Raw genomic sequence first — 24,140 nt, forward strand, 5'->3', positions numbered from 1 at the left:
ATTCCCATGCGCCTGATTCGCATGTTGCTGTTGCCCGTACTGGCCTTGTCTACTTTGTCGGCCCACGCCGGCGAAAAGGATGTGGCCCGCCTGACCCAATTGCTGGGGGGCTCCCAGACCCTGACGGCACGTTTCTCCCAGTTGACCCTCGATGGCAGTGGTACCCAATTGCAGGAAACCGCCGGCGACATGGCCCTGCAGCGTCCAGGCCTGTTCTACTGGCACACCGATGCGCCAGCCGAACAACTGATGGTCTCCGATGGCAAGAAAGTCTCCCTGTGGGACCCGGACCTGGAACAGGTGACTATCAAGACCCTCGACCATCGCCTGACCCAGACGCCGGCGTTGCTGCTCTCCGGCGACATCTCCGAGATCAGCCAGAGCTTCGAGATCACCTCCAAGGAGGCCGGGGGCGTGATTGACTTCACCCTTAAGCCCAAGACCAAGGACAGTCTGTTCGACAGCCTGCGCCTGTCGTTCCGCAACGGCCTGGTCAACGACATGCAACTGATCGACAGCGTCGGCCAGCGCACCAATATCCTGTTCACCGGGGTCAAGGCCAACGAGCCGATCGCCGCGTCCAAGTTCAAGTTCGACATCCCCAAGGGTGCCGATGTGATCCAGGAATAACGGGGCATCTCAGAACCTAATGTGGGAGCGAGCTTGCTCGCGATAGCGGTGGGTCAGTCACATCTATTTCGACTGATCCGACGCCATCGCGAGCAAGCTCGCTCCCACAGGGTGCTGTAGTGTTCAATAGAGTCGGCAACAGGACCCAGCGGAGGTTTTGTAAGTAATCATGGACCTGTTTCGAAGCGCCCCGATTGCCCAGCCATTGGCCGCCCGCTTGCGCGCGACCAACCTGGATGAGTACGTCGGCCAGGAGCATGTGCTCGCTCGCGGCAAGCCTTTGCGCGAAGCCTTGGAGCAGGGTGCCTTGCACTCGATGATTTTTTGGGGCCGCCGGGCGTGGGCAAGACCACCCTGGCGCGATTGCTGGCGGAAGTCTCGGACGCGCATTTCGAAACGGTTTCGGCGGTACTGGCCGGGGTCAAGGAAATCCGCCAGGCGGTGGAAGTGGCCAAGCAGCAGGCCGGGCAGTACGGCAAGCGGACCATCCTGTTCGTCGACGAAGTGCACCGCTTCAACAAGTCGCAGCAGGACGCGTTCCTGCCCTACGTCGAAGACGGCACGCTGATTTTCATCGGCGCGACCACCGAAAACCCTTCCTTCGAACTCAATAACGCCTTGCTGTCCCGGGCGCGGGTCTATGTACTCAAGAGCCTCGACGAGACGGCGATGCGCAAGCTGGTGCACCGGGCGCTCACCGAAGAGCGTGGCCTGGGCAAGCGCCAGCTGAGTCTTAGCGATGAAGGGTTCCAGATCCTGTTTTCAGCCGCCGATGGTGATGGCCGGCGTTTGCTCAACCTGCTGGAAAACGCCTCGGACCTGGCCGAAGACAACAGCGAGATCGACGTCGAGCTGTTGCAAAGCCTGCTGGGGGATACCCGTCGACGCTTCGACAAGGGCGGCGAAGCGTTCTACGACCAGATTTCGGCGCTGCACAAATCCATCCGCGGCTCCAACCCCGATGCTGCCTTGTACTGGTTTGCGCGCATGATCGACGGCGGGTGCGATCCGTTGTACCTGGCGCGGCGGGTGGTGCGCATGGCCAGCGAAGACATTGGCAATGCCGACCCCCGGGCCCTGAGCCTGTGCCTGGCGGCCTGGGACGTGCAGGAGCGCCTCGGCAGCCCGGAAGGTGAACTCGCCGTGGCCCAGGCGATCACTTACCTGGCCTGCGCGCCGAAGAGCAACGCCGTGTACATGGGCTTCAAGGCGGCGATGCGCAGCGCCACCGAGCACGGTTCCCTCGAAGTGCCGTTGCACCTGCGCAACGCGCCGACCAAGCTCATGAAGCAGTTGGGCTATGGCGATGAATACCGTTACGCCCACGACGAGCCGGACGCCTATGCCGCCGGCGAAGACTATTTTCCTGACGAACTCGAACCCCAACGGTTCTATCAGCCGGTGCCCCGTGGCCTGGAGCTGAAGATCGGCGAGAAGCTCAACCACTTGGCACAACTGGACCGCTTGAGTCCACGGCAGCGGAGAAAACCTTGATCCCCTTGATCCTCGCAGTTTCCGCCGGCGGCGTGGCCGGTACATTGTTGCGTTTCGCCACGGGCAACTGGATCAACGCAAATTGGCCCCGGCACTTCTATACCGCGACGCTGGCCGTTAATATCGTGGGCTGTCTGCTGATCGGCGTTCTATACGGTCTGTTTTTGATGCGCCCGGAAGTGCCCATCGAGGTCCGTGCGGGCCTGATGGTCGGCTTTCTCGGCGGCCTGACGACTTTTTCATCCTTTTCACTGGATACGGTGCGCCTGCTGGAAAGCGGGCAGGTGCCGCTGGCCCTGGGCTATGCGGCCATCAGCGTATTCGGCGGGCTGCTCGCCACCTGGGCCGGCCTGTCCCTGACCAAACTTTGATAACGAGAGACCGACATGCTCGATTCCAAACTGTTACGTAGCAACCTTCAGGACGTAGCGGACCGCCTGGCATCCCGTGGCTTTGCCCTGGACGTCGCGCGCATCGAAGCGCTGGAAGAACAGCGCAAGACCGTCCAGACCCGCACCGAAGCCCTGCAGGCTGAACGTAACGCACGCTCCAAGTCCATCGGCCAGGCCAAGCAGCGCGGCGAAGACATCGCGCCGTTGATGGCCGATGTCGAGCGCATGGCGGGCGAATTGAGCGCGGGCAAGGTCGAGCTGGACGCGATCCAGACCGAGTTGGATTCGATCCTGCTGGGCATCCCGAACCTGCCTCACGAATCGGTGCCGGTCGGGGAAGACGAAGACGGCAACGTTGAAGTGCGCCGTTGGGGCACGCCGACAACCTTCGATTTCCCGGTTCAGGACCACGTGGCCCTGGGCGAGAAATTCGGTTGGTTGGATTTCGAAACCGCCGCCAAGCTGTCGGGTGCCCGTTTCGCCCTGCTGCGCGGGCCGATTGCCCGTCTGCATCGCGCCCTGGCGCAGTTCATGATCAACCTGCACGTCACCGAACACGGCTACGAAGAAGCCTACACGCCGTACCTGGTCCAGGCCCCGGCGTTGCAAGGCACCGGCCAGTTGCCGAAGTTCGAGGAGGACCTGTTCAAGATCAGCCGCGACGGCGAGGCTGACCTGTACCTGATCCCGACCGCCGAAGTGTCGCTGACCAACATCGTGGCCGGCGAAATCGTCGACGCCAAGCAGCTGCCGATCAAGTTCGTCGCCCACACGCCGTGCTTCCGCAGTGAAGCCGGGGCGTCGGGCCGTGATACCCGCGGCATGATCCGCCAGCACCAGTTCGATAAGGTTGAGATGGTCCAGATTGTCGAGCCGTCGAAATCCATGGAAGCGCTGGAAAGCCTGACCGCCAACGCCGAGAAGGTCCTGCAACTGCTGGAGCTGCCGTACCGCACGCTGGCCCTGTGCACAGGCGACATGGGCTTTAGCGCAGTCAAGACCTACGACCTGGAAGTCTGGATTCCGAGCCAGGACAAGTACCGCGAGATTTCCTCGTGTTCCAACTGCGGCGACTTCCAGGCCCGTCGCATGCAGGCGCGTTTCCGCAACCCGGAAACCGGCAAGCCGGAACTGGTCCACACTCTCAATGGCTCGGGCCTGGCGGTGGGCCGGACCCTGGTGGCAGTGTTGGAAAACTACCAGCAGGCCGACGGTTCGATCCGCGTGCCTGAGGTGTTGAAACCGTACATGGGCGGCATCGAGGTCATCGGTTAAATGGACTATTTGCCGCTGTTCCACAACCTGCGCGGTAGCCGCGTGCTGGTGGTTGGCGGCGGGGAGATTGCCTTGCGCAAGTCCCGCCTGCTGGTCGATGCCGGCGCGTTGCTGCGGGTGGTCGCGCCGGAGATCGAGCCGCAGTTGCGGGAATTGGTCGGTGGCAGCGGTGGCGAATGCGTCCTGCGTGGTTACCAGGAAGCCGACCTGGACGGCTGCGGCCTGATCATTGCCGCCACCGACGACGAACCTCTCAACGCCCAGGTATCCGCCGACGCCCATAAGCGCTGCGTGCCGGTCAACGTGGTGGACGCGCCGGCGCTGTGCAGCGTGATCTTCCCGGCGATTGTCGACCGCTCGCCCCTGGTGATCGCGGTGTCCAGTGGCGGCGACGCACCAGTGCTGGCGCGGCTGATCCGGGCCAAGCTGGAAACCTGGATTCCTTCGACCTACGGGCAACTGGCCGGGCTGGCGGCGCGTTTTCGCAGCCAGGTCAAAGGCCTGTTCCCGGATGTGCAGCAGCGCCGCGCATTCTGGGAAGAGGTGTTCCAGGGGCCCATCGCCGACCGTCAGTTGGCCGGGCAGGGCGCCGAGGCCGAGCGGCTGTTGCAGGAGAAAATCGCCGGTCAGGCGCCGAACGCGCCGGGTGAGGTTTACCTGGTGGGCGCCGGGCCGGGTGACCCTGACCTGCTGACCTTCCGCGCCCTGCGCCTGATGCAGCAGGCCGACGTGGTGCTGTACGACCGCCTGGTGGCACCGGCGATCCTGGAACTGTGCCGGCGTGATGCCGAGCGGATCTACGTCGGCAAGCGCCGCTCCGAACACGCCGTGCCCCAGGACCAGATCAACCAGCAATTGGTGGACTTGGCCCGACAGGGCAAGCGCGTGGTGCGATTGAAAGGCGGTGATCCGTTCATCTTCGGTCGCGGCGGTGAAGAGATCGAAGAGCTGGCGGCCCACGGCATCCCGTTCCAGGTCGTCCCGGGTATCACGGCGGCCAGTGGTTGCGCGGCCTACGCCGGGATCCCGCTGACCCATCGCGACTATGCCCAGTCGGTGCGTTTCATCACCGGCCATCTCAAGGATGGCACCAGTGACTTGCCGTGGGCGGACCTGGTTTCGCCCGCCCAGACCCTGGTGTTCTACATGGGGTTGGTGGGGCTGCCGGTGATCTGCGACGAGCTGATCAAGCACGGTCGCGCGGCGGATACGCCGGCGGCGTTGATCCAGCAGGGCACGACGTCGAACCAGCGGGTCTTCACCGGCACCCTGGCGGACTTGCCACGGCTGGTGGCTGAGCATGAAGTTCATGCGCCAACGCTGGTGATCGTTGGGGAAGTGGTACAACTGCGCGAGAAATTGGCCTGGTTTGAAGGGGCTCAGGGGCAGGTCTAGGAAGACTGCGTCGCGCCCAATCGCGGGTAAGCTCGCTCCCACACTCGCTCTCCAGTGAGCACAAAACCTGTGGGAGCGAGCTTGCTCGCGATGAGGCCCGTATATTCAGCACACGCTCGGAATCAGTCTCGGGCCCCTAGCCAAATCCCTTTCCCACTCAACCTTTCCCGATCATGGGCAACCATGAAATCCTGCTTCGGCCCCTTGGGCACGATCCCATTGGGGTTGATGGTCTTGTGGCTGCCATAGTAATGACCCTGGATATGCGTGAAATCCACGGTCTCGGCAATGCCCGGCCACTGATACAACTCCCGCAACCAATTCGACAGGTTCGGGTAATCGGCGATGCGCCGCAGGTTGCATTTGAAGTGGCCGAAATACACCGCATCGAAACGGATGATCGTGGTGAACAGGCGGATATCAGCTTCAGTCAGGTATTCGCCGGCCAGGTAGCGCCGGGTATTCAGCAAAGCCTCCAGTCGGTCCAGCTCGGCAAACAGCCCATCGAACGCTTCTTCGTACGCCGCTTGGGTCGTGGCGAATCCAGCACGGTACACACCGTTGTTCACCGCCGGGTAGATCCGCTCGTTCAAGGCATCGATATCGCGGCGCAGATGCTCGGGATACAGGTCCAAGTCGTTGCCAGTCAAACCATCGAAGGCGCTGTTGAACATGCGGATGATTTCCGCCGATTCGTTGTTGACGATGCGCTGTTGGCGTTTGTCCCACAGCGCTGGCACGGTGACGCGGCCGGTGTAGTCGGCGGTGTCGGCGGTGTAGCGCTGGTGCAGGAAGCTCAGGTTGTCGAGTTTGTCGCCGGTGGAGCCGTGGGCCTTGTCGAAGGTCCAGCCGTTTTCCAGCATCAGGTAGCTGACCACCGAGACATCGATCAGGTCTTCCAGGCCTTTGAGCTTGCGGAAAATCAGCGTGCGGTGGGCCCAGGGGCAAGCCAGGGACACATACAAATGGTAGCGCCCGGCCTCGGCGGCAAACCCGCTCTCGCCCGTGGGGCCGGCGCTGCCGTCGGCGGTGACCCAGTGACGGCGTTGCGCCTGTTCGCGCTGGAACGTGCCGTCCTTGCTTTCATACCACTGATCCTGCCAGCGGCCTTCGACTAACAAACCCATCTCGATCTCCTCGGCCAATAAACGTTGGAGACGAGTCTATTCCGATAGGTTCGAACAAAAAGCGCAAAGGTTAGGCGCTAATGATCGGTTAAATCGAACGGTCCCGGGCCGCCCAATACTGCCGGGCGCGATCGAAGGCTTCTTCGCGAGACAGGCCCAGGCCGCGCAAGGCCAGGGCCATGGTGGCGATCAGCGCCAGTTGCGGGTAGCTGTCCTCCACATCACCGCGCCAAATGGCTTTGAGATGTTCAGGGTCGAGGCTTTCCGGTTTGACGTGACGCTGCTCGGCCAGGCGCGGCCATTCTTCGTCCCAGCTGACGCCGCCGGTGGTGCCGTACAGGTGACTGTCGGCGTCCGGGTTGATCTCGATCTCGCCGCCGTCGCCCTTGATCACGATGGCGGTGTCGCCCAGCAAGCCGCTGGCATCGCGATGCACCGCCTGGTAGCCCGGATGGAAAATGCTCTGCAGCCCACAGCGGGCGCCCAGCGGATTGAGAATCCGCGCCAGCGAGTGGATCGGCGAGCGCAGGCCCAGGGTGTTGCGCAGGTCGATCATCCGTTGCATCTGCGGTGCCCAGTCCACCAGCGGCATGAAGGCCAGGCCACCGTTGTCCAGCGCGCTGCCGACCTGCTGCCAGTCGCGGCAGAGCGGGATTTGCAAAAACGCCAACAGTTGTTCGGTGTAGAGCCGGCCCGCCGTGTGGGCGCCGCCGCCGTGCATGAAAATCCGCACGCCGTTTTGCCCAAGGCACTTGGCCGCCAGCAGGTACCACGGCAAATGGCGCTTCTTGCCGGCGTAGGTTGGCCAGTCGAGGTCCACCGTCAGCGCCGGGACCACCAGGCGTTCACGCAGGGCTTCGGTGAAGCCGGCCATTTCCTCGGCGCTTTCTTCCTTGTGCCGCAACAGCATCAGGAAGGCGCCGAGCTGGGTCTCCTCGACCTTTTCGTCCAGCACCATGCCCATGGCCTCGCGGGCTTCTTCGCGGGTCAGGTTGCGGGCGCCGCGCTTGCCTTTGCCCAGGATGCGCACGAATTGAGCGAACGGATGTTCGGCCGGGGTTTCCAGGGTCAGCGATGGGAAGTCGGTCATAAGCAATTCGTCGGTTTGGGCAGGCCCGCCAGCTTGGCGGCGAGTTTGGCGGGAGTGCCTTTGAACAATCGGTTCAGGTGCAGGCTGTTGCCCTTGTCCGCGCCCAGTTTCAGCGCGGTGTACTTGATCAGCGGCCGGGTCGCGGGGGAAAGCTGGAATTCATGGTAAAAGCCGCGCAGCAATTCGAGGATCTCCCAGTGTTCGGGGCTCAACTCGATGTCTTCGGCGGCGGCCAGGGCCGTGGCGACGTCGGCCGACCAGTCCTCCAGGTCGGCCAGGTAGCCGTCCTTGTCCAGCGCGATGGTGCGCTCGCCCAGGTTCAGCGTGTTCATAGCCAGGTGTTGACCTTGTCGTGCTCGATCGATAGCTCGACGAAACCTGAGTAGTTGATGGCTTCGGCCCAGTCTGGGGTGTCCAGGCCGCGGGCCTGGAGATCTTCGGCGAGCACGAACAGATTCAGGCCGGTGGCCTGCAGCTGTTCAAACGGTGAACTGCCCGGTTGCAACGCGTACGTCGCGTCGCCGCAGAGCAGCAGCGCATCCTGGTCGCCCAGTACCCGCAGGCAACTGGCGAGACGGTTATCGCCGAAGGGCGAATGAGACAACACATGCAAAGTCGACATCAGAGGGTGATCACTTGGTCGTAACGGTCGATGAGCGCGGCGATTTGCGGCGCGCTCAGTGCTTTCATGTCGGCCAGCGCCAGGGTGTCGAGGGTGACACCGCGTTCGGCGGCGCTGTCGGCGCAGACAAACAGGTCGTCGACGCCAAACATCGGCAATGCCTGCAAGTTCGCGCTCAGGTCCTTTTGCTGGACGGCCTTGGCGTTCTGGCCGCTCGTCAGCTGGAACACCCCATCATCGAGAAACAGCAGGCCGATGGGCAGGTCGAACGCGCCGCCGGCCAGGACGATGTCCAGCGCTTCACGGGCGCCGGGGCCGGACCAGGGGGCCTGGCGGCTGATCAGCAATAAAGACTTGGCCATCACGCGCCTCCAAAACAGATCAAGCGGTCGGCGTCCTGGATCGCATCGTGCAACTGGCCCAGCCCGGACAAGGCCCAAGGGGCGTCGACGCTGACCGCCGAACGCTGGTAGCGCTGGGCCTCTTCCTCGTTCAACACGCCACGGCGCAACGCCGCCGCGATGCAGACCACACCGTCGAGCTGGTTGTCGCTGACAAAGGTTCGCCACTGCTGGGGGAGGTCATGTTCGTCCTGGGGCGTGACGACACTGGCGCAGGCGTTGTAGACGCCGTCCTGATAGAAAAACAGCCGCACGATTTCATGCCCACCGGCCAGCGCGGCCTGGGCAAACAGCAAGGCACGGCGCGAGGAGGGCGCATGGGCGGCGGAAAACAGCGCGATGGCGAACTTCATGACAGACCCGATCAGCAAAACTGCGGCCATGATAAAGCTTTATGGGCGGTGGGGCGATTGCCAGGAGATTCAACACAAAGGGGCATGCTTTGGATACTTTGTGGCGAGGGGATTCATCTTGTGGCGAGGGGATTTATCCCCGCTGGGCTGCGAAGCAGTCCCTTGACCCGCCAACGCGGTGTATCAGACAGGCCTCGGTGGCGAAAGAGGGGCCGCTTCGCAGCCCAGCGGGGATAAATCCCCTCGCCACAGGTGGTATTCAATCCATTCGAGCTACTGCTTGAGCCCATGCAACTCGCAATATTCCACCCACTCCATCCCCGCCATCTCCGCCACTTCCCTGTGCACTTCCAGGCGCTGGGCCTGGTAGTCCTGGGGCGAGGCGGCGGTCAGTTGCAGGGTCAGTTCCCAGGCGAACAGGCCCAGGCGCTCGGCCTCGGCTTCGAACGCTTCATGCAAGCGTTCGGCGCGGTACTGCGCCGCGGTCTCGCCCTTGGCCTGGGCCAGCAGCGGGTTGAGGTTGTCCAGCTCGACGCGCAGCGCGGGGCGCTCATCGAGGAATTTTTCCAGGGCCTGTTCGTGTTGCTGTCCGGTTGCCGCCATGGTTACTCCTTGGGTGACTGCTTCTTGCTGGCCTTGGCCGCAGCCGCCAGGCATTCGAGGGCGAATTGTTCGGTGTAGGTCATCTGGATCGGCGTGGTTTCGCCCTTGACGGTGCGTTCGCCGTCGAGGATGTAGCGAATCCGCTTGTCGGTGACGCCGATTCGTTTGGCGATCCAGGCCGGCGTCTGGCCGATCTGGCTGATCAGTTTGTCGGCATATTCGGCGGTGGGTTTGTAGAACTCGGCGTTGGGTGTCATGGGGGCGTTCCGCGATGGCTGGTGGCAATGGCGCGACAGGGTGCGCGAATCGTTGGCCGATGTCGCGTGTAAATTTCAGTAAAGCAGCACGAAGGCGGGGGCCGCAGTGCTAAAGTCCGTTTTTTTCTCGATGAGTGAACGCGATGCGTATGTTGACGGTGGCCCTGGCCGCCACCTTGCTGGCCGGCTGCGCGGGTTCGGCGATGAACCAGGCCCGGACTCAAGCCCCTTACAAGACGATGACTTCGGACAAGCCCGAACAGGTCGTGGCCCAGTGCATACAGTTTTCCTGGCAGGACGAAGCGGTGTTCGGCGTCGATGCCGGCGCTTACCTGCAACCGGGCAAGAAGGGCGGATCGACGGTTTACACGCGCTCTGCTGAATCCTTTGTCGATTTGGAAGCCGGTGCGACAGGCACCGCGTTGAATTATTACGCCAAGCATGACGACTTCGTGGCCAAGCGTCGGTTGGCGGCGTTGGCGACTTGTCTGTAAACGGATCGCACCTGACACCCGGATCCTATGTGGGAGCGGGCTTGCTCGCGAAAGCGGCGGGTCAATCGACATCGATGTTGAATGTTAAGCCGTCTTCGCGAGCAAGCCCGCTCCCACAGGGGTTGTGCTTCAGGTGTCCAGGCGCTTCTGGAAAAAGAAGTGCTGGTGGCCTGGCGGGTAGTCGTCGATCTGGCCGATTTCCGTGAAACCGTGCTTCCTGTAGAACGCCGGCGCCTGGAAGTCGAAAGTGTCCAGCCAGATGCCCACGCAGTTTTTCTCCCTGGCCAGGTCTTCGACCTTCTGCATCAACGCCGAACCCGTGCCTTGGCCTCGCGCCTGTTCCGGCACCACCAGCAACTCGATATAAAACCAACGGAAAAACACTCGTCCGTAGAGCCCGCCCACGATCTCGTTGCTGTGTTCGTCGCGCACCAGCCAGGCGACCAGTTCAGGCGTTGTTCCGCCGGTCTTGGCGGTGTTGTAGGCGCGTAGCGGGGCGAGGATGGCTTGGCGCTCTTCGTCGGTCGGGGCGTCCGTGCGTTCGATTCGCAGCGTCATCGGCGATGTCCTTATGCATGTATGGATGAGCCGCCGAGCCTATCGCAAAGGGAAACCTGAAGTCACCCGGCTGTCAGGAAACAGGCGCATTACGTAAACCGGGCCATACTGCCTAATGCTCTTGATGCGATCCCCCTTTAAAACAAGAAGAGACCGACTCATGAAGTTCGAATCCTTTGCGCGGGTACTCGTCGCCACCTCCCTGACCCTCGGTTGTTTGTATGCCCAGGCTGCCTCCCAGGCGCCGGTCGCCGCCGAGAACGGCATGGTGGTCACTGCCCAGCACCTGGCGACCCACGTGGGTGTCGACGTGCTCAAGAACGGCGGCAATGCCGTGGATGCGGCGGTGGCCGTGGGGTATGCACTGGCGGTGGTGTACCCGGCGGCGGGGAACCTGGGCGGCGGTGGCTTCATGACGCTGCAACTGGCCGATGGCCGCAAGACCTTCCTGGATTTTCGTGAAAAGGCGCCCCTGGCCGCCACGGCCGACATGTACCTGGACAAGGACGGCAATGTCGTTCCCGAACTCAGCACCCGCGGGCACCTGGCGGTAGGTGTGCCCGGTACCGTCTCCGGCATGGAGCTGGCGTTGCAGAAGTACGGCAGCAAACCCCGGGCCGAGCTGATCGCCCCGGCCATCCGGTTCGCCGAGGACGGCTTCACCCTGGAGCAGGGCGATGTCGATCTGCTGGAAACCGCCACCGATGTGTTCAAGAAGGACACGCGCGATTCCGGCGCGATCTTCCTGCACAACGGCGAGCCGATGCAGGTCGGCCAGAAGCTGGTGCAAAAAGACCTCGCCAAGACCTTGCGTGAAATCTCCACCAAGGGTGCCGATGGCTTCTATAAAGGTTGGGTGGCCGATGCCCTCGTCACCTCCAGCCAGGCCAACAAAGGCATCATCACCCAGGCCGACCTGGACAAATACAAGACCCGGGAACTGGCCCCGGTGGAATGTGACTATCGCGGCTACCACATCATTTCGGCACCGCCACCCAGTTCCGGCGGGGTGGTGCTGTGCCAGATCATGAACATCCTTGATGGTTATCCAATGAAGGACCTGGGCTTCCATTCGGCCCAGGGCATGCACTATCAGATCGAAGCCATGCGCCACGCCTACGTGGACCGCAACAGCTACCTGGGTGATCCGGATTTTGTGCAGAACCCCATCGACCACCTGTTGGATAAAAACTACGCCGCCAAACTGCGGGCCGCGATCGAGCCGCAAAAGGCCGGTGAGTCGCAGAAAATCAAACCTGGCGTGGCGCCCCACGAGGGCAGCAACACCACCCATTACTCCATCGTCGATCAATGGGGTAACGCCGTTTCCGTCACCTACACCCTCAACGATTGGTTCGGTGCCGGCGTCATGGCGAGCAAGACCGGGGTCATTCTCAACGATGAAATGGACGATTTCACCGCCAAGATCGGTGTGCCCAACATGTACGGCCTGGTGCAGGGCGAAGCCAACGCCATCGCGCCGGGCAAGGCGCCGCTGTCATCCATGAGCCCGACCATTGTCACCAAGGACGGCAAGACGGTGATGGTGGTGGGGACCCCGGGCGGCAGCCGCATCATCACGGCGACCTTGCTGACCATCCTCAACGTGATCGACTACGGCATGAACCTGCAGGAAGCCGTCGATGCGCCGCGTTTCCACCAGCAGTGGATGCCCGAGGAAACCAATCTGGAAACCTTCGCGGCCAGCCCGGATACCCAGAAACTGTTGGAGAGCTGGGGCCACAAGTTTGCTGGCCCGCAGGACCCCAACCATATTGCCGCGATCCTGGTGGGCGCCCCATCATTGGGTGGCAAGCCGGTGGGCAAGAACCGCTTCTATGGCGCTAACGACCCCCGTCGCAATACCGGGTTGTCGCTGGGTTATTAATGGACTGCGAGCATTCAACACCGTTTGAAGAGGGAAAGTCATGAACACCGCATTGCTGATCATCGATGTCCAGAAAGGGCTGTGCAGCGGCGAAGAAGAATGCTTCGACATCCAGCGCGTCATCCGGACCATCAACGACCTCAGTGCGAAGGTCAGGGCCTTGGGCTTGACGGTGATCCTGGTCCAGCACGAAGAGCTGGAAGGCTCGCTGACCCATGGCTCTGCCGCCTGGCAACTGGCCGACGATCTGCTGATCGCTGCGGATGACCTGCGGGTGCGCAAGACCACGCCGGACGCCTTCTACCAGACCGATCTGCTCTCGTTGTTGCAAGCTCGCGGCATCGACCGCCTGGTGATCTGCGGGCTGCAAACCGACTATTGCATCAACGCCACCGTGCGCCAGGCCCATGCCCTGGGCTATGACGTGGTCCTGGCTGCCGACGCTCACTCCACGGTGGCCAACGGCAGCATGGCCGCCGAGCAGATCATCGCCAACCACAACAACCGGCTGGGGCGCTTGAGCAGTGCGGTGTCGCGGATCGATATTGTGCCGGCGGGGGAGGTGCGCCTGTAGCTGGGGCATCGGTGCGATAAAACTGTGGCGAGGGAGCTTGCTCCCGCTCGATTGCGCAGCAATCGCAAAGAACCAAGGGTCGCTTCGCAACCCAGCGGGAGCAAGCTCCCTCGCCACAACATCACATGGCTCACCATCGGTGGCGGCTGATCAAGGCGCGCCAAACACCATCGTCCAGTAAACCCCCGCATCACTGCGCGAGTCGTTGGCATACGCCGCGCCCATTTGGGTGAACATCGGGTTCATCAGGTTGGCGCAGTGTCCGGGGCTGGCCAACCAGTCTTGCATGGCCTTGTTCGGGGAGCCTTGTCCGGCGGCGATGTTTTCGCCGATCTTGCGCCCACGGAAACCGGCGCTTTTGGCGCGGTCGGCGACGGAGCGGCCGTCGGGGTCCTGGTGGGCGAAATAATTGCCTCGGGCCATCGCCCGGCTGTGCCCCTGGGCCGCTGTCCCGAGGGCGGCGTTCCAACTCAGCGGCCGGGCGGCGGCAAAGCGCTGGCGGCCACACATCCTGGAGCGGGCTCGGGCGGCGTTGACCTGGGCCAGCAAGCTCTTGTCTGCGGAGGCCGCATCGTTGACCCGGCCACCGCCCATGGGTTGTGCCAGCACCACGCGCCATTCATCACCGACCCGATTGACGCCAATATCGGTGTACTGGTTGTCCAACAGCGCCGAGCAGTGTTCGTCTGCCAGCATCTCGAAGGCTTCTTCGGCGTCTCGCGCATCCGTCAGGCGGATGCTACGTACGGCCTGGGCTTGATAGCCGGAGTCCTTCAAGGTGTCCCGCAAACCCCCACGAAAGCCGATCGGCAAGGCCAGGCTCGAGCGCAGCACCAAGGGCGGCACGGCGCGCACTGTGCGCCATTCACAGCGGTGGGGTTGGCGGCGATAGTCATTGATCGCGCCCACCAATTGCCCTTCGCCCCGGGCATGGGCGGGGCTGGCGAACACAGGAAGCAAGGTGACAAGGCAAAGCGAAGCGAGACGGCAAGAGCGAACAGTGTGGCGCATGGGGCGAACGGCTCAGGAGGGGAGTTGCTTTAGCGCCAGGCTTGGCGCCGATCAGCCGCTAAGCACATCGCTGGGGTGGGCGAGGTTTTCACGGCTGGGGTAGGACTGTGGGTTTGAAAACAAGTTTCAGGTGGAGGAAGACTTATCTGTGGGCCTGCGCAAGTCCCTCGCCACAATGGGGTTCAGTCAGTTCAACTGTGCTCAGCCACTGGCGCCTTGACCCGCTCAACCTTGCGATAAGTCAGCAACACAATGCCCGTCACCACAATCACGCCACCCAATACCTGGCCCGGGTTGAGCATCTGGTCCAGCACCAGCCAGCCGATCAGCAGGGTCGCCAGCGGTTCGATGTTCATCACCGGGGCGTTGCGCGGCATGTCCAGGCGGGGCACGGAAATGAACAGCACGATAAACCCGGTGCCGTAGAGCACCACCAACGTCGCCAGGGCCAACCAGCCGTTGCTGGTGGCCGGCAGGTCGAAGCCGCCGGGGAGGGCGCCGGTCAGGCCGGCGAGGTTGACGCTGCTGAAGACAATGAAAATCGTCAGCAGGCTGCGCACCGAACCGCGCACCTGGGACAGCTTGTGATCGGTGATCCACAGTGCGCAGGCGAAGACGCAAGCGGCGCAGAAGGCCAGGCCCACTCCCAACAGCCATTGCGGGCCGACGCTCTGTTCCGACGATAAACGGGCCGGCACCTCCAATACGAACACCAGCCCCACCAGGATCATCCCCATCAATGCGGCGGTGCGCGCGGTTGGTCGTGGCCCGCCCAGTGCCCAGGTCAGCAACGCCAGCAAAATCGGAAAGACATTGCCCACCAACAGGGCCAGCGCCACCGGCACCCGCGCCACGGCGGAGTACAGGCACAGGCTCTGGGCACCGATCAACAGCCCCAGCGTCAACTGCCAACGCCACGCACCGGGCGGCAAACGCAGGCTTTGGCGTTGCCACAGCACCATCGCGGCCAACACCAGCAGCGTTCCACCCGAGCGCAGCAGGATCGCCAGTAGCACACCGGCCCCGTCGTCGAATGCCGCCCGCGCGGCAACATGATTGCCGGCGAAGGCACAGCCCATGCACAGCAGGACGAGCACCGCGAGGTGGCGTGGTAACGGAGCGGGGGTGTCGGGTGCAGCAGTGGCGCGAGTCATGGCAGTGTCTCAAAGGGTCAATTATTTTTAGTTATAGGTTGTCGTACAACATGGTTTTGTACCCCATAGCGTTGTAAGAGACAAGGTTCGAATCCCGATGACCTGTTACGTCGGCGCAGCGACTCCTCGCAAGACCTCGTACGCAGCCCTGCGCTTTGCTGTACAACAACCTGACCAATGTGTCGTTTACATCCTCGCCCTTTTTGCGGAGCCATCCATGCGCCTGGCCGATTTCATCCTCGACAATATCGAGCCGATTCTCCAGGCGTGGGAAGACTTCGCCAAAACCATCACGCCGGCTTCCGAGGGCATGGATTCCGTGGCGCTTCGTGACCACGCCGAACAGATGCTGCGAACCATCGCCGCGGACCTGCGCACCTCGCAAACGCGCAAGGAACGGATCGCCAAGTCCCACGGTGACGCCCCGGCGACGGATGCCGAAACCCCTGCAGAAACCCATGCGATCATTCGTCAATCCTCGGGTTTTACGGTGGAACAGATGGTCTCGGAGTACCGGGCGCTGCGCACCAGTGTGCTGATGCTCTGGATGCCGCACACCCAGCTGGAGCACAAGCAGGTCATGGATGACTTGATCCGCTTCAACGAAGCCGTGGACCAGGCCTTGGCGGAATCAGTGGTCAGTTATTCGTCGGCGGTCGATGCGGCGCGCAATATCTTCCTCGGGATCCTGGGGCATGACCTGCGCAGCCCCTTGGGCGCCATCCTGCTGAGTTCCGAGGTGCTGTTGCGGGCGGGGGACCTGCCCGCCAAAGCGACCAAGATCTCTTCGCGGATCTACACCAGCGTCAAGCGGGCCACCAAGATTGTCGGCGACCTGCTGGACTTCACCCGCACCCAACTGGGGTCCGGCATTCCAGTGCAGCGCTTCAACGGTGACCTGGTGGCGGCCTGCGAAGGCATGGTGGAGGAGGCGCGGGCCTATCACCCGGAAAACAGAATCCTGTTTGAAACCACCGGTCCTCTGGAAGGATTGTTTGACCAGGCACGAATGGAACAGGTGTTCTCTAACCTGATCGGCAATGCCGTCCAGCATGGTACCGAGGGCACGCCGATTACTGTTTCATTGAGCGCCGAAGAGGACACGGCGGTCGTTGCGATCAACAACCAGGGCAAACCTATCGCCGAAGACGCCATCGGCAGCATCTTCAACCCGATGGTCCGGCAGTTGCACAGCGGTGAAATGCAATATGGCTCGACGGCCGGGCTGGGGCTTGGCCTGTATATCGCCTCAGCGATCGTAGCGGCCCACAAGGGCACCATCGAGGTACATTCGAAGGTGCGATCGGGCACCACCTTTACCGTTCGGATCCCCCTTCACGCGGACTGATTGTCTGCCCAGGCGCGAAGGGTGTGTACTTGTACGATGTCTTATCACGTAGTAAAACAGTCGTCCCGTCCAATAATAATTAACGGAGACGCACGATGGATGCTTCGCAATCTGCACCCGCCGCCGATCAGGGCCGCCGGGTATTCCTGAAAAAATCCCTGGTGGTCTCGGCGGCTGCCGCCACCCTTGGCAATCTGCCGGGGCTCGCCCAGGCCGAGCCCTTGAGCCAGCGTTACCCGGACCCGCTGATCAATATCCTTGACCCCAGCTTCATGGACTTGCGCATTTTCAACGCCAGTGTGGAAAAACTCGCCACCGGCCTGCGTTGGGCGGAAGGGCCGGTGTGGATTGGTGACGGCCGTTATCTGCTGGTCAGTGATATTCCCAACAACCGCATCGTGCGCTGGGACGAAGTCACCGGCGACCTGTCGGTGTACCGTGAGAATTCCAACTTCTCCAACGGCATGTGCCGTGATCGCCAGGGGCGGCTGCTGGTGTGCGAAGGCTCCACCACGTCCAGCGAAGGGCGACGTGTCACTCGCACTGAACACAACGGCACGATTACCGTGCTGGCGGACAGTTTCGAGGGCAAGCCTTTCAACTCGCCCAATGACATCGTGTGCAAACGGGACGGTTCGGTCTGGTTCACCGACCCACCGTTCCAGACCGGCAACAACTACGAAGGGCACAAAGTCACCCCCACTCAACCCCACGCCGTGTATCGCGTCGACGGCGAGACCGGCAAGGTTACCCGGGTCATCGACGACCTGGCGGGGCCGAACGGCCTGTGCTTTTCCCCAGACGAGAAAACCCTCTACGTGGTCGAAGGCCGGGCCAAGCCCAACCGCCTGATCTGGGCGATCACGGTCAAGGACGACGGCACGCTGGGCGACCGGCGCAAGCACATCGAAGGCCTGGACTACGCGGCTATCGACGGGATCAAGTGCGACGAGGGCGGCAACCTCTGGTGCGGCTGGGGCGGCAACGGCGACCCCAAGGCCGACCTGGAGAAACTCGATGGGGTACGGGTGTTCAACCCCGAAGGCAAGGCCATCGGGCACATCTCCTTGCCGGAACGCTGCCCTAACGTTTGCTTTGGTGGCCGGGAAGGCAATCGGTTGTTCATGGCTGGCAGCCACTCGTTGTATTCGCTGTTCGTGAATACCCGGGGGGCGACGTTTGCCTGAGTCAGTGTAATCACTGTGGCGAGGGAGTTTGCTCCCGCTGGGCTGCGAAGCAGCCCTGAAACCTGACACCTCGTTGTGTCAGGTTGACTGGATTCATTCTTTGGGGCCGCTTCGCGGCCCAGCGGGAGCAAGCTCCCTCGCCACAGGAGCCTGGGTGCTCCCTGGCGCCACAAACCCCGCCAAAGGCGCCGTACTGCCACGCACCGTCAACTCAAACGGTAGCAACACATGCCGTTGGGCAATCGGCTTCTTCTCGATCAGCGCAATCAGCATCTCCACCGCTTTTTGGCCAAACGCTTCGGCAGGTTGCGAAATGGTGGTCAGGGGCGGGTCGCAATAGGCGGCGAAAGGAATATCGTCAAACCCCACCAGGGAAATATCCTCGGGCACTCGCAAGCCCATTTGCTTGATGCGCTTGAGCGCGCCGATGGCCATCTCGTCGTTTTCACAGAACAGTGCGCTGGGGCGGTCGGCCCGTTCCAGCATGGCCTCGGCACCCTCATAACCCGCCTTCAAGGTGAAGTCGCCATGGCAGATCAGGCTCGGGTCGACCGCGATGCCGGCCTGCTCCAAGGCTTGCTGGTAACCGGCGACACGGTCGAGGGTCAGCGGGCTGCTGCGAGGCCCCTTGATAATGCCGATGCGGCGGTGACCGAGGCCGATCAGATGCTCGGTCATGGCCTGGGCGGCGGCGCGGTTGTCGAGGCTGATGGTCGGGTAGGGCGCGCCTTTGACCACTTCGCAAGCGTTGACCAGCGGCAGGGAATCGACGCCCGAGGGAAGTGATTCGAACGGGTCGCTGGCCCGCAACTGGATCACCCCGTCGGCTTGGTGGGCGTAGACCAGGGCGGCGAATTCCCGCTCGATTTGCGCCCGACCCTGGGTGTCGCACAACAGCAATCGGTAGCCCGCCGCCTGGGCCGCCTGTTGGGCACCACTGATGACCCGGGCAAAAAAGGTATTGGCGATGGTCGGCACCAGGATCACCAGGTTACCGGTGCGGCGGGAGCGAAACTGCACGGCCATCAGGTTCGGTCGATAGCCGGCCTGTTCCACTGCCGCATTGACCTTGTCCCGCGTTTCGGGAAGCACCCGCTCGGGGGATTTCAGCGTTCTGGACACCGTGGCCACCGACACACCGGCCAACCGGGCCACTTCACGGATATTGGACAAGATCACCTCGATTCGGCGCCAGGAATGCCGGCACGGTGAGGGAGCTTACCGCAGGTTGCGTGCCGCACAAACGGTCATTCATGGCGCGTGAGGTTTGACACGACGGAAAACTGAGCCTAGATTTCCGTCATGATGTAACCGGTTACATCGTCAGCAACCGCAAAAGAGAATCGCGATGAATCCTGTAGCACCCAAAATAAGAATCGGCTTTGTCGGCGGTGGAGAGGGCGCTTTCATCGGCCAGGCCCATCGTCAGGCCGCGGGCCTGGACGGCGGTTTCGAGCTGGTGTGCGGCGCGTTCAGCCGCGATGCCCAGAACAACCGGCAAACCGGCGCGGCCCTTGGCCTGCCCGCATCCCGTTGCTACAGCGACTGGCAGCAGATGCTGGACACCGAAGCGGCGTTGCCAGCGGACCAGCGTATGGAACTGCTGGTCATCGTCACCCCCAATCACCTCCATGCTCCCATCGCCAGCCAGGCGCTGAAGGCCGGTTTCCATGTGTTCAGCGAAAAGCCCGCGGCGCTGAACCTGCGTGAATTGCTCGCCCTGAAAGAAGCGGTTGAGAGCAGCGACCGGCTCTATGGCCTGGCCCACACGTACCTGGGTTATCCCATGGTCTGGCAGGCCCGGGACATGGTGCGCTCGGGGGTGATCGGCGCGGTGCGCAAAGTGCTGGTGGAATACCCCCAAGGCTGGCTCAGCCAGGACGTCGCCGGGCAGGGCAACAAGCAGGCCGGCTGGCGCGACGACCCGCAACAGTCAGGGCTGGGCGGCTGTATTGGCGACATCGGCACCCACGCGTTTTCCCTGGCGGAGTTCGTTGCGGACCAAGCCGTCGAGCGAATTTGCGCGATGTTGGGCACCCACATCCAGAGCCGCCGGTTGGACGATGATGTGTCGATGCTGTTCCAAATGAACGCTGGCGCCAGTGGTGTGTTGATCGCCAGCCAGGTCTGCGCCGGTGAAGAGAACCCGCTGAAGATCCGCGTCTATGGCGACAGGGGCGCGCTGGAGTGGCGCCAGGAAGAACCGACGAGCCTGATCCATCGCGCCCTCGACCAACCCCTGCGCATCCTGCGCTGCGGTGTCGGCCAGCCCTGGTTGTGCGAGGCCGCCACCCAGCGCATGCGCTTGCCCGCCGGGCATCCCGAAGGGTATCTGGAGGCCATGGCCAATCTCTACGGCGATTTCGCCCGTGCCATTCGCGGCAATGTCCAAGGCCACGAAGCCCCCGGCGTACCCGGCATCGAAGTCGGCCTGCGCGGCATGGCGTTCATCGAGGCGGCCATTGCCAATCATCGCGGCGAGGCCAAATGGACCGCCCTGGCCTGTGCCCTATGAACCCGGAGAACTCTATGACGTCCCCGCTTGAAGCACCCACGGGCCTGCGCGGCCCAGGTATTTTCCTGGCGCAGTTCATGTCCGCCGAAGCGCCGTTCGACACCCTGGCCAACATCGCCCAGTGGGCCGCATCGCAAGGCTACAAGGCTGTTCAACTGCCGACGTCGGGCACGCAGTACATCGACCTGGCCCGGGCCGCCGAGAGCCAGGACTATTGCGACGAGCTCAAGGCCACATGCGCGCAATTCGGCGTCGAGATCAGCGAGTTGTCGACGCACCTGCAAGGCCAGTTGGTGGCGGTGCACCCGGCATTCGACGCGCTGTTCGACGACTTCGCCCCGGCCCCTCTGCGTGGCCAGCCCGAGGCGCGGACCGAGTGGGCGATCGAGCAACTGAAACTGGCCGCCCGCGCCAGCCAGCGCTTGGGCCTCAAGGCGCACGCGACGTTTTCCGGTGCGCTGTTGTGGCCGTACTTGTACCCGTGGCCGCAGCGCCCGGCCGGCCTGGTAGAGCAAGGTTTCGCCGAACTGGCTCGGCGCTGGTTGCCGATTCTGGACGCCTTCGATGCGGCGGGCGTGGACCTGTGCTACGAGATCCACCCCGGCGAAGACCTGCACGACGGCGCCTCGTTCGAGCGCTTCCTGGAGGCCGTCGATCATCATCCGCGAGCAGCGATTCTCTACGATCCCAGCCATTTGCTACTGCAACAGATGGATTACCTGGGCTTCATCGACCGTTACCACGCGCGCATCCGCATGTTCCACGTCAAGGACGCCGAGTTCCGCCCCGATGCCCGTTCCGGGGTGTACGGCGGTTATCAGGGCTGGGTGGATCGCCCCGGCCGGTTCCGCTCGCTGGGCGATGGCCAGATCGATTTCAAATCGATCTTCAGCAAACTGACTCAATACGATTTCAGCGGCTGGGCGGTGTTGGAATGGGAATGCTGCCTGAAGGATTCCCAGCAGGGCGCCGCAGAAGGCGCGGCGTTCATCCGGCAGCACATGATCAGCAAGACCCGCAAGGCGTTTGATGATTTTGCCGGGGTGACGGCTGATGAAGGCTCCAATCGACGGCTGTTGGGCCTGTCGAGGTAACCCGTCCAACACAAAAGCTGTGCAAGGCCTGAGTTATTTATTAGCTGCCCCACAAGAACAACAAATAAAACGGTGACGGTCATGACCACGATGAATGCACGCTTGAGCGTGATGATGTTCCTGCAGTTCTTTATCTGGGGTGGCTGGTTCGTCACCCTCGGTACCTTCCTCTCCAGCACACTGGGTGCCAGCGGCGGGCAGGTCGGCATGGCGTTCTCCACGCAGTCGTGGGGGGCGATCATCGCGCCATTCGTGATCGGCCTGATCGCCGACCGCTATTTCAATGCCGAGCGCATCCTGGCGGTCCTGCACCTGCTGGGCGCGGTGTTGCTGTACCAGCTGTATTCGGCGCCTGATTTCAGCGTGTTCTACCCGTATGTGCTGGCGTACATGGTGGCCTACATGCCAACCCTGGCCCTGGTCAACTCCGTGGCGTTCCGGCAGATGCGCGACCCGGCGCTGGAGTTCTCCCGTATCCGGGTCTGGGGCACCGTCGGCTGGATCGTCGCGGGGGTGGTGATCAGTTTTGTGTTTGCCTGGGATTCGCGTGAAGCGATCTCGGCCGGTGGTTTGCGTAATACCTTCCTGATGGCGGCCATCGCGTCGCTGGTCCTGGGGCTCTACAGCTTTACGCTGCCCAACACCGCCCCGCTCAAAGACCCGGCGAGCGCCGGCGGCATCAAGCAATTGCTGGGGCTGGATGCCTTGGGCCTGTTGAAGGACCGCAGCTACCTGGTGTTTTTCATCGCCTCGATCCTGATCTGCATTCCCTTGGCGTTCTACTACCAGAATGCCAACCCGTTCCTGGCCGAGACCGGCATGACCAACCCCACGGCGAAGATGGCCATCGGGCAAGTCTCCGAAGTGCTGTTCATGCTGCTGTTGCCGCTGTTCATCCAGCGTTTCGGCATCAAGCTGGCGCTGTTGGTGGGCATGCTGGCGTGGGCCTTGCGCTACCTGTTGTTCGCCTACGGCAATAACGGCGACCTGGCGTTCATGCTGTTCACCGGCATTGCGCTGCACGGCATCTGCTACGACTTCTTTTTTGTCTCGGGGCAGATCTACACCGACGCCAAGGCGCCGAAGCATTTGCGCAGCTCGGCCCAGGGGCTGATTACGTTGGCGACTTATGGCCTGGGCATGCTGGTCGGGTTCTGGGTGGCGGGACAGGTGACCGATCACTTTGCCGTGGCCGGCGGCCATGACTGGAAAAACATCTGGCTATTCCCGGCCGGTTTCGCGTTGGTGGTATTTGTCTGCTTCCTGTTGACCTTCAGCGGCCGCCAGGCAGTCGTCGCGCCCTCAAAGGCCTGAAGCAGGCTCGATCAGCTGGGCGCCCGTCATTTATGGCTGACGTCCAGTTTGGTGTAGGTCACTTTCCCGCCTTCGGTGGAATACCCGACGTTGTCCAGGGTGTAGACGCCGGCCTTGAAGTAGAAGTTGTAGCCGTACCAGGACGGATCCAGCTTCACCTGCTTGCCTGCGTTGTTGATCAGCACCGAGAGTTGGCCCTGTTTGTCCATTTGCAAGGAGTAAGTGAAGACTTTGTTCAAGGCAACGTTCGGCACGGTAAAGATCACCGGGCTCTTCGCGTCCTTGGGCTTGACCCGGTATTCGACGTCCAGGTTGCCGCTGCCCTTGGCGAAGCGGTACACCAGTTTCAGCAGGGGAGCAGGCGCATCCTTGGCATGGATCTGCGCGACAACCACGCGACCGACCGAAGGCACCTGGTTCACGGACAGCGTTCCCTTCAGGCTGTTGATGCCGCTGTTGTAGCGCCAGTTGCGCAACTTGCCGTCTTTCGAGGTTTCCCGCAGCTCGGAACGCGGGTATTCGCTTTTGCCCGTGTGAGAACCCGTCACCGGCGCCCAGAACACAATTTTGTCACCAGTGTTGGTGAAGTACGCGTTGCGCAGCGTCGGGACGGCTTTGGTCGCAACGGTCAGGGCCGGTGTTTGGATGGGCAGCGTGAGGTTCCAGACGGTCAGGTCGATCATGGTAAAAAGCTCTGGCAGGCTGGCGCTCGTGGGCGTTCAGCCGAGGTGTGCGAGGGCCTTCCGTGGCGCTGTTTCCAGCTTATCGACGAGGAATTGTTTTGCTGGAGGAGCAACTGACGGATGGTGCTGGCAGCGCTCTGGCACGTCGTTTCAGGGCAGCGGCGTGCCTGGACGAAGAGATGTCAATCTGATTCTGATCGGTTAGAGTACGCGCCGCCCGAGAGATGGATCCCGGGCGTTTTCTCATGGAGTATTCAATGAACCACATCAGTAAAGTTGTCGCCTGCGCACTGTTCGGCCTGGCCCTGGCGGGTTGCACCGGCACCCCGATGAAGACCCAGCAATACGACAGCAGCCAATACACCGTCGTCGGTCACAGTGAAGCGAAGGCCACCGGCCTGCTGCTGTTCGGCGTGATCCCGATCCGCCAGAACAACCGTTTCGTCCGTGCTCAGACCGAGGCGATCAAGGCCAAGGGCGGCGACGCCATGATCAACACCCAAGTCCAGGAAAACTGGTTCTGGGCCTGGGTCCTGACCGGTTACACCACCTCGGTGTCCGGTGATGTGGTCAAGCTGAAGAGCGTTCAGTAAACCGTGCTTCAAAGGTCAGTGAGCTGACTTGTGGCGAGGGAGCTTGCTCCCGCTGGGCTGCGTAGCAGCCCCTTTATTATGCGATTGC

The 24,140-nt window shown here is 62.4% G+C and carries 25 protein-coding genes and 2 pseudogenes; 14 read left to right on the top strand and 13 right to left on the bottom strand.

Annotation, left to right across the window (positions count from 1 at the left end; genetic code table 11):
• Nucleotides 1-6 precede the first annotated feature (6 nt).
• From lolA to cysG, 5 genes and pseudogenes are all read left to right on the top strand, one after another.
• A complete protein-coding gene (lolA, locus tag CD58_RS10745; protein WP_014337693.1) occupies nucleotides 7-630 on the top strand; it encodes an outer membrane lipoprotein chaperone LolA in 624 nt (207 codons plus the stop codon).
• A 169-nt stretch (nucleotides 631-799) separates the two neighbouring features.
• Nucleotides 800-2,124: pseudogene (locus CD58_RS10750) on the top strand (replication-associated recombination protein A).
• Nucleotides 2,121-2,495: a fluoride efflux transporter CrcB gene (gene crcB, locus CD58_RS10755; protein ID WP_025213004.1), complete on the top strand. Its 375-nt coding sequence runs from the start codon at nucleotides 2,121-2,123 to the stop codon at nucleotides 2,493-2,495. Before CD58_RS10750 ends, crcB begins: the two are co-directional and overlap by 4 nt.
• A gap of 15 nt (nucleotides 2,496-2,510) precedes the next feature.
• Entirely contained in the window at nucleotides 2,511-3,791 is a 1,281-nt protein-coding gene (gene serS / locus CD58_RS10760; protein WP_025213005.1) for a serine--tRNA ligase, read from the top strand.
• On the top strand, nucleotides 3,792-5,186 hold the full coding sequence (gene cysG / locus CD58_RS10765) for a siroheme synthase CysG (RefSeq protein ID WP_025213006.1): 1,395 nt from the start codon (nucleotides 3,792-3,794) through the stop codon (nucleotides 5,184-5,186).
• Nucleotides 5,187-5,308: 122 nt separating this feature from the next.
• Here cysG and CD58_RS10770 read toward each other — a convergent pair whose 3' ends face one another.
• From CD58_RS10770 to CD58_RS10805, 8 genes are all read right to left on the bottom strand, one after another.
• Complete coding sequence (locus CD58_RS10770; RefSeq protein WP_025213007.1) at nucleotides 5,309-6,313, bottom strand: glutathione S-transferase family protein; 1,005 nt, start codon at nucleotides 6,311-6,313, stop codon at nucleotides 5,309-5,311.
• Nucleotides 6,314-6,401: 88 nt separating this feature from the next.
• Nucleotides 6,402-7,403: a glycosyl transferase family protein gene (locus CD58_RS10775; protein ID WP_025213008.1), complete on the bottom strand. Its 1,002-nt coding sequence runs from the start codon at nucleotides 7,401-7,403 to the stop codon at nucleotides 6,402-6,404.
• A complete protein-coding gene (locus CD58_RS10780) occupies nucleotides 7,400-7,735 on the bottom strand; it encodes a TusE/DsrC/DsvC family sulfur relay protein (protein ID WP_025213009.1) in 336 nt (111 codons plus the stop codon). The genes CD58_RS10775 and CD58_RS10780 overlap by 4 nt, the downstream gene beginning before the upstream one ends.
• Entirely contained in the window at nucleotides 7,732-8,025 is a 294-nt protein-coding gene (gene tusB / locus CD58_RS10785; RefSeq protein WP_025213010.1) for a sulfurtransferase complex subunit TusB, read from the bottom strand. Before tusB ends, CD58_RS10780 begins: the two co-directional genes overlap by 4 nt.
• Nucleotides 8,025-8,387: a sulfurtransferase complex subunit TusC gene (gene tusC / locus CD58_RS10790; protein WP_025213011.1), complete on the bottom strand. Its 363-nt coding sequence runs from the start codon at nucleotides 8,385-8,387 to the stop codon at nucleotides 8,025-8,027. Before tusC ends, tusB begins: the two co-directional genes overlap by 1 nt.
• Entirely contained in the window at nucleotides 8,387-8,779 is a 393-nt protein-coding gene (gene tusD, locus CD58_RS10795) for a sulfurtransferase complex subunit TusD (RefSeq protein WP_025213012.1), read from the bottom strand. Before tusD ends, tusC begins: the two co-directional genes overlap by 1 nt.
• Before the next feature lie 273 nt (nucleotides 8,780-9,052).
• Nucleotides 9,053-9,382: a DUF6388 family protein gene (locus CD58_RS10800; protein ID WP_025213013.1), complete on the bottom strand. Its 330-nt coding sequence runs from the start codon at nucleotides 9,380-9,382 to the stop codon at nucleotides 9,053-9,055.
• Nucleotides 9,383-9,384: 2 nt separating this feature from the next.
• Complete coding sequence (locus CD58_RS10805) at nucleotides 9,385-9,639, bottom strand: hypothetical protein (RefSeq protein ID WP_025213014.1); 255 nt, start codon at nucleotides 9,637-9,639, stop codon at nucleotides 9,385-9,387.
• A 143-nt stretch (nucleotides 9,640-9,782) separates the two neighbouring features.
• Between CD58_RS10805 and CD58_RS10810 the strand changes: the two genes are divergently transcribed.
• Complete coding sequence (locus tag CD58_RS10810; RefSeq protein WP_025213015.1) at nucleotides 9,783-10,133, top strand: hypothetical protein; 351 nt, start codon at nucleotides 9,783-9,785, stop codon at nucleotides 10,131-10,133.
• Nucleotides 10,134-10,262: 129 nt separating this feature from the next.
• Here CD58_RS10810 and CD58_RS10815 read toward each other — a convergent pair whose 3' ends face one another.
• Nucleotides 10,263-10,691, bottom strand: a complete 429-nt coding sequence (locus tag CD58_RS10815; RefSeq protein WP_025213016.1) for a GNAT family N-acetyltransferase — start codon at nucleotides 10,689-10,691, stop codon at nucleotides 10,263-10,265.
• Nucleotides 10,692-10,851: 160 nt separating this feature from the next.
• On the opposite strand from CD58_RS10815, the gene ggt reads away from it, so the two are divergent.
• Both ggt and CD58_RS10825 read left to right on the top strand, forming a co-directional pair.
• Nucleotides 10,852-12,579 (top strand): gamma-glutamyltransferase, encoded by a 1,728-nt coding sequence (gene ggt, locus CD58_RS10820; protein WP_025213017.1) that lies wholly within the window; start codon nucleotides 10,852-10,854, stop codon nucleotides 12,577-12,579.
• A gap of 40 nt (nucleotides 12,580-12,619) precedes the next feature.
• The gene (locus CD58_RS10825; RefSeq protein ID WP_025213018.1) at nucleotides 12,620-13,153 is read left to right on the top strand and encodes a cysteine hydrolase family protein; all 534 of its coding nucleotides are present in this window, start codon (nucleotides 12,620-12,622) and stop codon (nucleotides 13,151-13,153) included.
• 150 nt (nucleotides 13,154-13,303) lie between these two features.
• Here the strand turns inward: CD58_RS10825 and CD58_RS10830 are convergent, their stop codons facing one another.
• Complete coding sequence (locus CD58_RS10830; RefSeq protein WP_025213019.1) at nucleotides 13,304-14,164, bottom strand: CAP domain-containing protein; 861 nt, start codon at nucleotides 14,162-14,164, stop codon at nucleotides 13,304-13,306.
• Nucleotides 14,165-14,355: 191 nt separating this feature from the next.
• Nucleotides 14,356-15,318, bottom strand: a complete 963-nt coding sequence (locus CD58_RS10835; protein WP_025213020.1) for an EamA family transporter — start codon at nucleotides 15,316-15,318, stop codon at nucleotides 14,356-14,358.
• A gap of 217 nt (nucleotides 15,319-15,535) precedes the next feature.
• On the opposite strand from CD58_RS10835, the gene CD58_RS10840 reads away from it, so the two are divergent.
• Both CD58_RS10840 and CD58_RS10845 read left to right on the top strand, forming a co-directional pair.
• Entirely contained in the window at nucleotides 15,536-16,666 is a 1,131-nt protein-coding gene (locus tag CD58_RS10840; RefSeq protein ID WP_025213021.1) for a sensor histidine kinase, read from the top strand.
• Nucleotides 16,667-16,761: 95 nt separating this feature from the next.
• Complete coding sequence (locus CD58_RS10845) at nucleotides 16,762-17,853, top strand: SMP-30/gluconolactonase/LRE family protein (RefSeq protein ID WP_025213022.1); 1,092 nt, start codon at nucleotides 16,762-16,764, stop codon at nucleotides 17,851-17,853.
• Nucleotides 17,854-18,030: 177 nt separating this feature from the next.
• Here the strand turns inward: CD58_RS10845 and CD58_RS10850 are convergent.
• Nucleotides 18,031-19,026, bottom strand: a pseudogene (locus CD58_RS10850) (LacI family DNA-binding transcriptional regulator); the annotation flags it as partial.
• 175 nt (nucleotides 19,027-19,201) lie between these two features.
• Between CD58_RS10850 and CD58_RS10855 the strand changes: the two are divergent.
• From CD58_RS10855 to CD58_RS10865, 3 genes are all read left to right on the top strand, one after another.
• A complete protein-coding gene (locus tag CD58_RS10855; protein ID WP_025213024.1) occupies nucleotides 19,202-20,368 on the top strand; it encodes a Gfo/Idh/MocA family protein in 1,167 nt (388 codons plus the stop codon).
• Nucleotides 20,365-21,462, top strand: a complete 1,098-nt coding sequence (locus CD58_RS10860) for a sugar phosphate isomerase/epimerase family protein (protein ID WP_144238543.1) — start codon at nucleotides 20,365-20,367, stop codon at nucleotides 21,460-21,462. The genes CD58_RS10855 and CD58_RS10860 overlap by 4 nt, the downstream gene beginning before the upstream one ends.
• Nucleotides 21,463-21,543: 81 nt before the next feature.
• Nucleotides 21,544-22,776, top strand: coding sequence for a nucleoside permease (locus tag CD58_RS10865; RefSeq protein ID WP_025213026.1), 1,233 nt, complete (start codon nucleotides 21,544-21,546; stop codon nucleotides 22,774-22,776).
• 26 nt (nucleotides 22,777-22,802) lie between these two features.
• On the opposite strand, the gene CD58_RS10870 is transcribed toward CD58_RS10865, so the two are convergent.
• Nucleotides 22,803-23,459, bottom strand: a complete 657-nt coding sequence (locus CD58_RS10870) for a polysaccharide lyase family 7 protein (RefSeq protein WP_025213027.1) — start codon at nucleotides 23,457-23,459, stop codon at nucleotides 22,803-22,805.
• A gap of 257 nt (nucleotides 23,460-23,716) precedes the next feature.
• On the opposite strand from CD58_RS10870, the gene CD58_RS10875 reads away from it, so the two are divergent.
• Nucleotides 23,717-24,052 carry a hypothetical protein gene (locus CD58_RS10875; protein WP_025213028.1) on the top strand — a complete coding sequence of 112 codons (336 nt, stop codon included), beginning with the start codon at nucleotides 23,717-23,719 and terminating at the stop codon, nucleotides 24,050-24,052.
• The last annotated feature ends 88 nt before the right edge of the window (nucleotides 24,053-24,140 follow it).

It is taken from the genome of Pseudomonas brassicacearum, from assembly GCF_000585995.1.
In the GTDB taxonomy this organism is placed as follows: Bacteria; Pseudomonadota; Gammaproteobacteria; order Pseudomonadales; family Pseudomonadaceae; genus Aquipseudomonas; species Aquipseudomonas brassicacearum_A.

Excerpts from the sequence above, each read along its gene's own strand:
- cysG (WP_025213006.1), top strand. The coding sequence starts at position 3,792 with ATGGACTATTTGCCGCTGTTCCACAACCTGCGCGGTAGCCGCGTGCTG.
- CD58_RS10775 (WP_025213008.1), bottom strand. The coding sequence starts at position 7,403 with ATGACCGACTTCCCATCGCTGACCCTGGAAACCCCGGCCGAACATCCG.
- tusB (WP_025213010.1), bottom strand. The coding sequence starts at position 8,025 with ATGTCGACTTTGCATGTGTTGTCTCATTCGCCCTTCGGCGATAACCGT.
- CD58_RS10810 (WP_025213015.1), top strand. The coding sequence starts at position 9,783 with ATGCGTATGTTGACGGTGGCCCTGGCCGCCACCTTGCTGGCCGGCTGC.
- tusC (WP_025213011.1), bottom strand. The coding sequence starts at position 8,387 with ATGGCCAAGTCTTTATTGCTGATCAGCCGCCAGGCCCCCTGGTCCGGC.
- CD58_RS10815 (WP_025213016.1), bottom strand. The coding sequence starts at position 10,691 with ATGACGCTGCGAATCGAACGCACGGACGCCCCGACCGACGAAGAGCGC.
- CD58_RS10845 (WP_025213022.1), top strand. The coding sequence starts at position 16,762 with ATGGATGCTTCGCAATCTGCACCCGCCGCCGATCAGGGCCGCCGGGTA.
- tusD (WP_025213012.1), bottom strand. The coding sequence starts at position 8,779 with ATGAAGTTCGCCATCGCGCTGTTTTCCGCCGCCCATGCGCCCTCCTCG.
- CD58_RS10825 (WP_025213018.1), top strand. The coding sequence starts at position 12,620 with ATGAACACCGCATTGCTGATCATCGATGTCCAGAAAGGGCTGTGCAGC.
- CD58_RS10860 (WP_144238543.1), top strand. The coding sequence starts at position 20,365 with ATGAACCCGGAGAACTCTATGACGTCCCCGCTTGAAGCACCCACGGGC.
- CD58_RS10770 (WP_025213007.1), bottom strand. The coding sequence starts at position 6,313 with ATGGGTTTGTTAGTCGAAGGCCGCTGGCAGGATCAGTGGTATGAAAGC.
- CD58_RS10840 (WP_025213021.1), top strand. The coding sequence starts at position 15,536 with ATGCGCCTGGCCGATTTCATCCTCGACAATATCGAGCCGATTCTCCAG.
- CD58_RS10780 (WP_025213009.1), bottom strand. The coding sequence starts at position 7,735 with ATGAACACGCTGAACCTGGGCGAGCGCACCATCGCGCTGGACAAGGAC.
- CD58_RS10865 (WP_025213026.1), top strand. The coding sequence starts at position 21,544 with ATGACCACGATGAATGCACGCTTGAGCGTGATGATGTTCCTGCAGTTC.
- CD58_RS10870 (WP_025213027.1), bottom strand. The coding sequence starts at position 23,459 with ATGATCGACCTGACCGTCTGGAACCTCACGCTGCCCATCCAAACACCG.
- ggt (WP_025213017.1), top strand. The coding sequence starts at position 10,852 with ATGAAGTTCGAATCCTTTGCGCGGGTACTCGTCGCCACCTCCCTGACC.
- CD58_RS10800 (WP_025213013.1), bottom strand. The coding sequence starts at position 9,382 with ATGGCGGCAACCGGACAGCAACACGAACAGGCCCTGGAAAAATTCCTC.
- lolA (WP_014337693.1), top strand. The coding sequence starts at position 7 with ATGCGCCTGATTCGCATGTTGCTGTTGCCCGTACTGGCCTTGTCTACT.
- CD58_RS10835 (WP_025213020.1), bottom strand. The coding sequence starts at position 15,318 with ATGACTCGCGCCACTGCTGCACCCGACACCCCCGCTCCGTTACCACGC.
- serS (WP_025213005.1), top strand. The coding sequence starts at position 2,511 with ATGCTCGATTCCAAACTGTTACGTAGCAACCTTCAGGACGTAGCGGAC.
- CD58_RS10805 (WP_025213014.1), bottom strand. The coding sequence starts at position 9,639 with ATGACACCCAACGCCGAGTTCTACAAACCCACCGCCGAATATGCCGAC.
- CD58_RS10855 (WP_025213024.1), top strand. The coding sequence starts at position 19,202 with ATGAATCCTGTAGCACCCAAAATAAGAATCGGCTTTGTCGGCGGTGGA.
- CD58_RS10875 (WP_025213028.1), top strand. The coding sequence starts at position 23,717 with ATGAACCACATCAGTAAAGTTGTCGCCTGCGCACTGTTCGGCCTGGCC.
- CD58_RS10830 (WP_025213019.1), bottom strand. The coding sequence starts at position 14,164 with ATGCGCCACACTGTTCGCTCTTGCCGTCTCGCTTCGCTTTGCCTTGTC.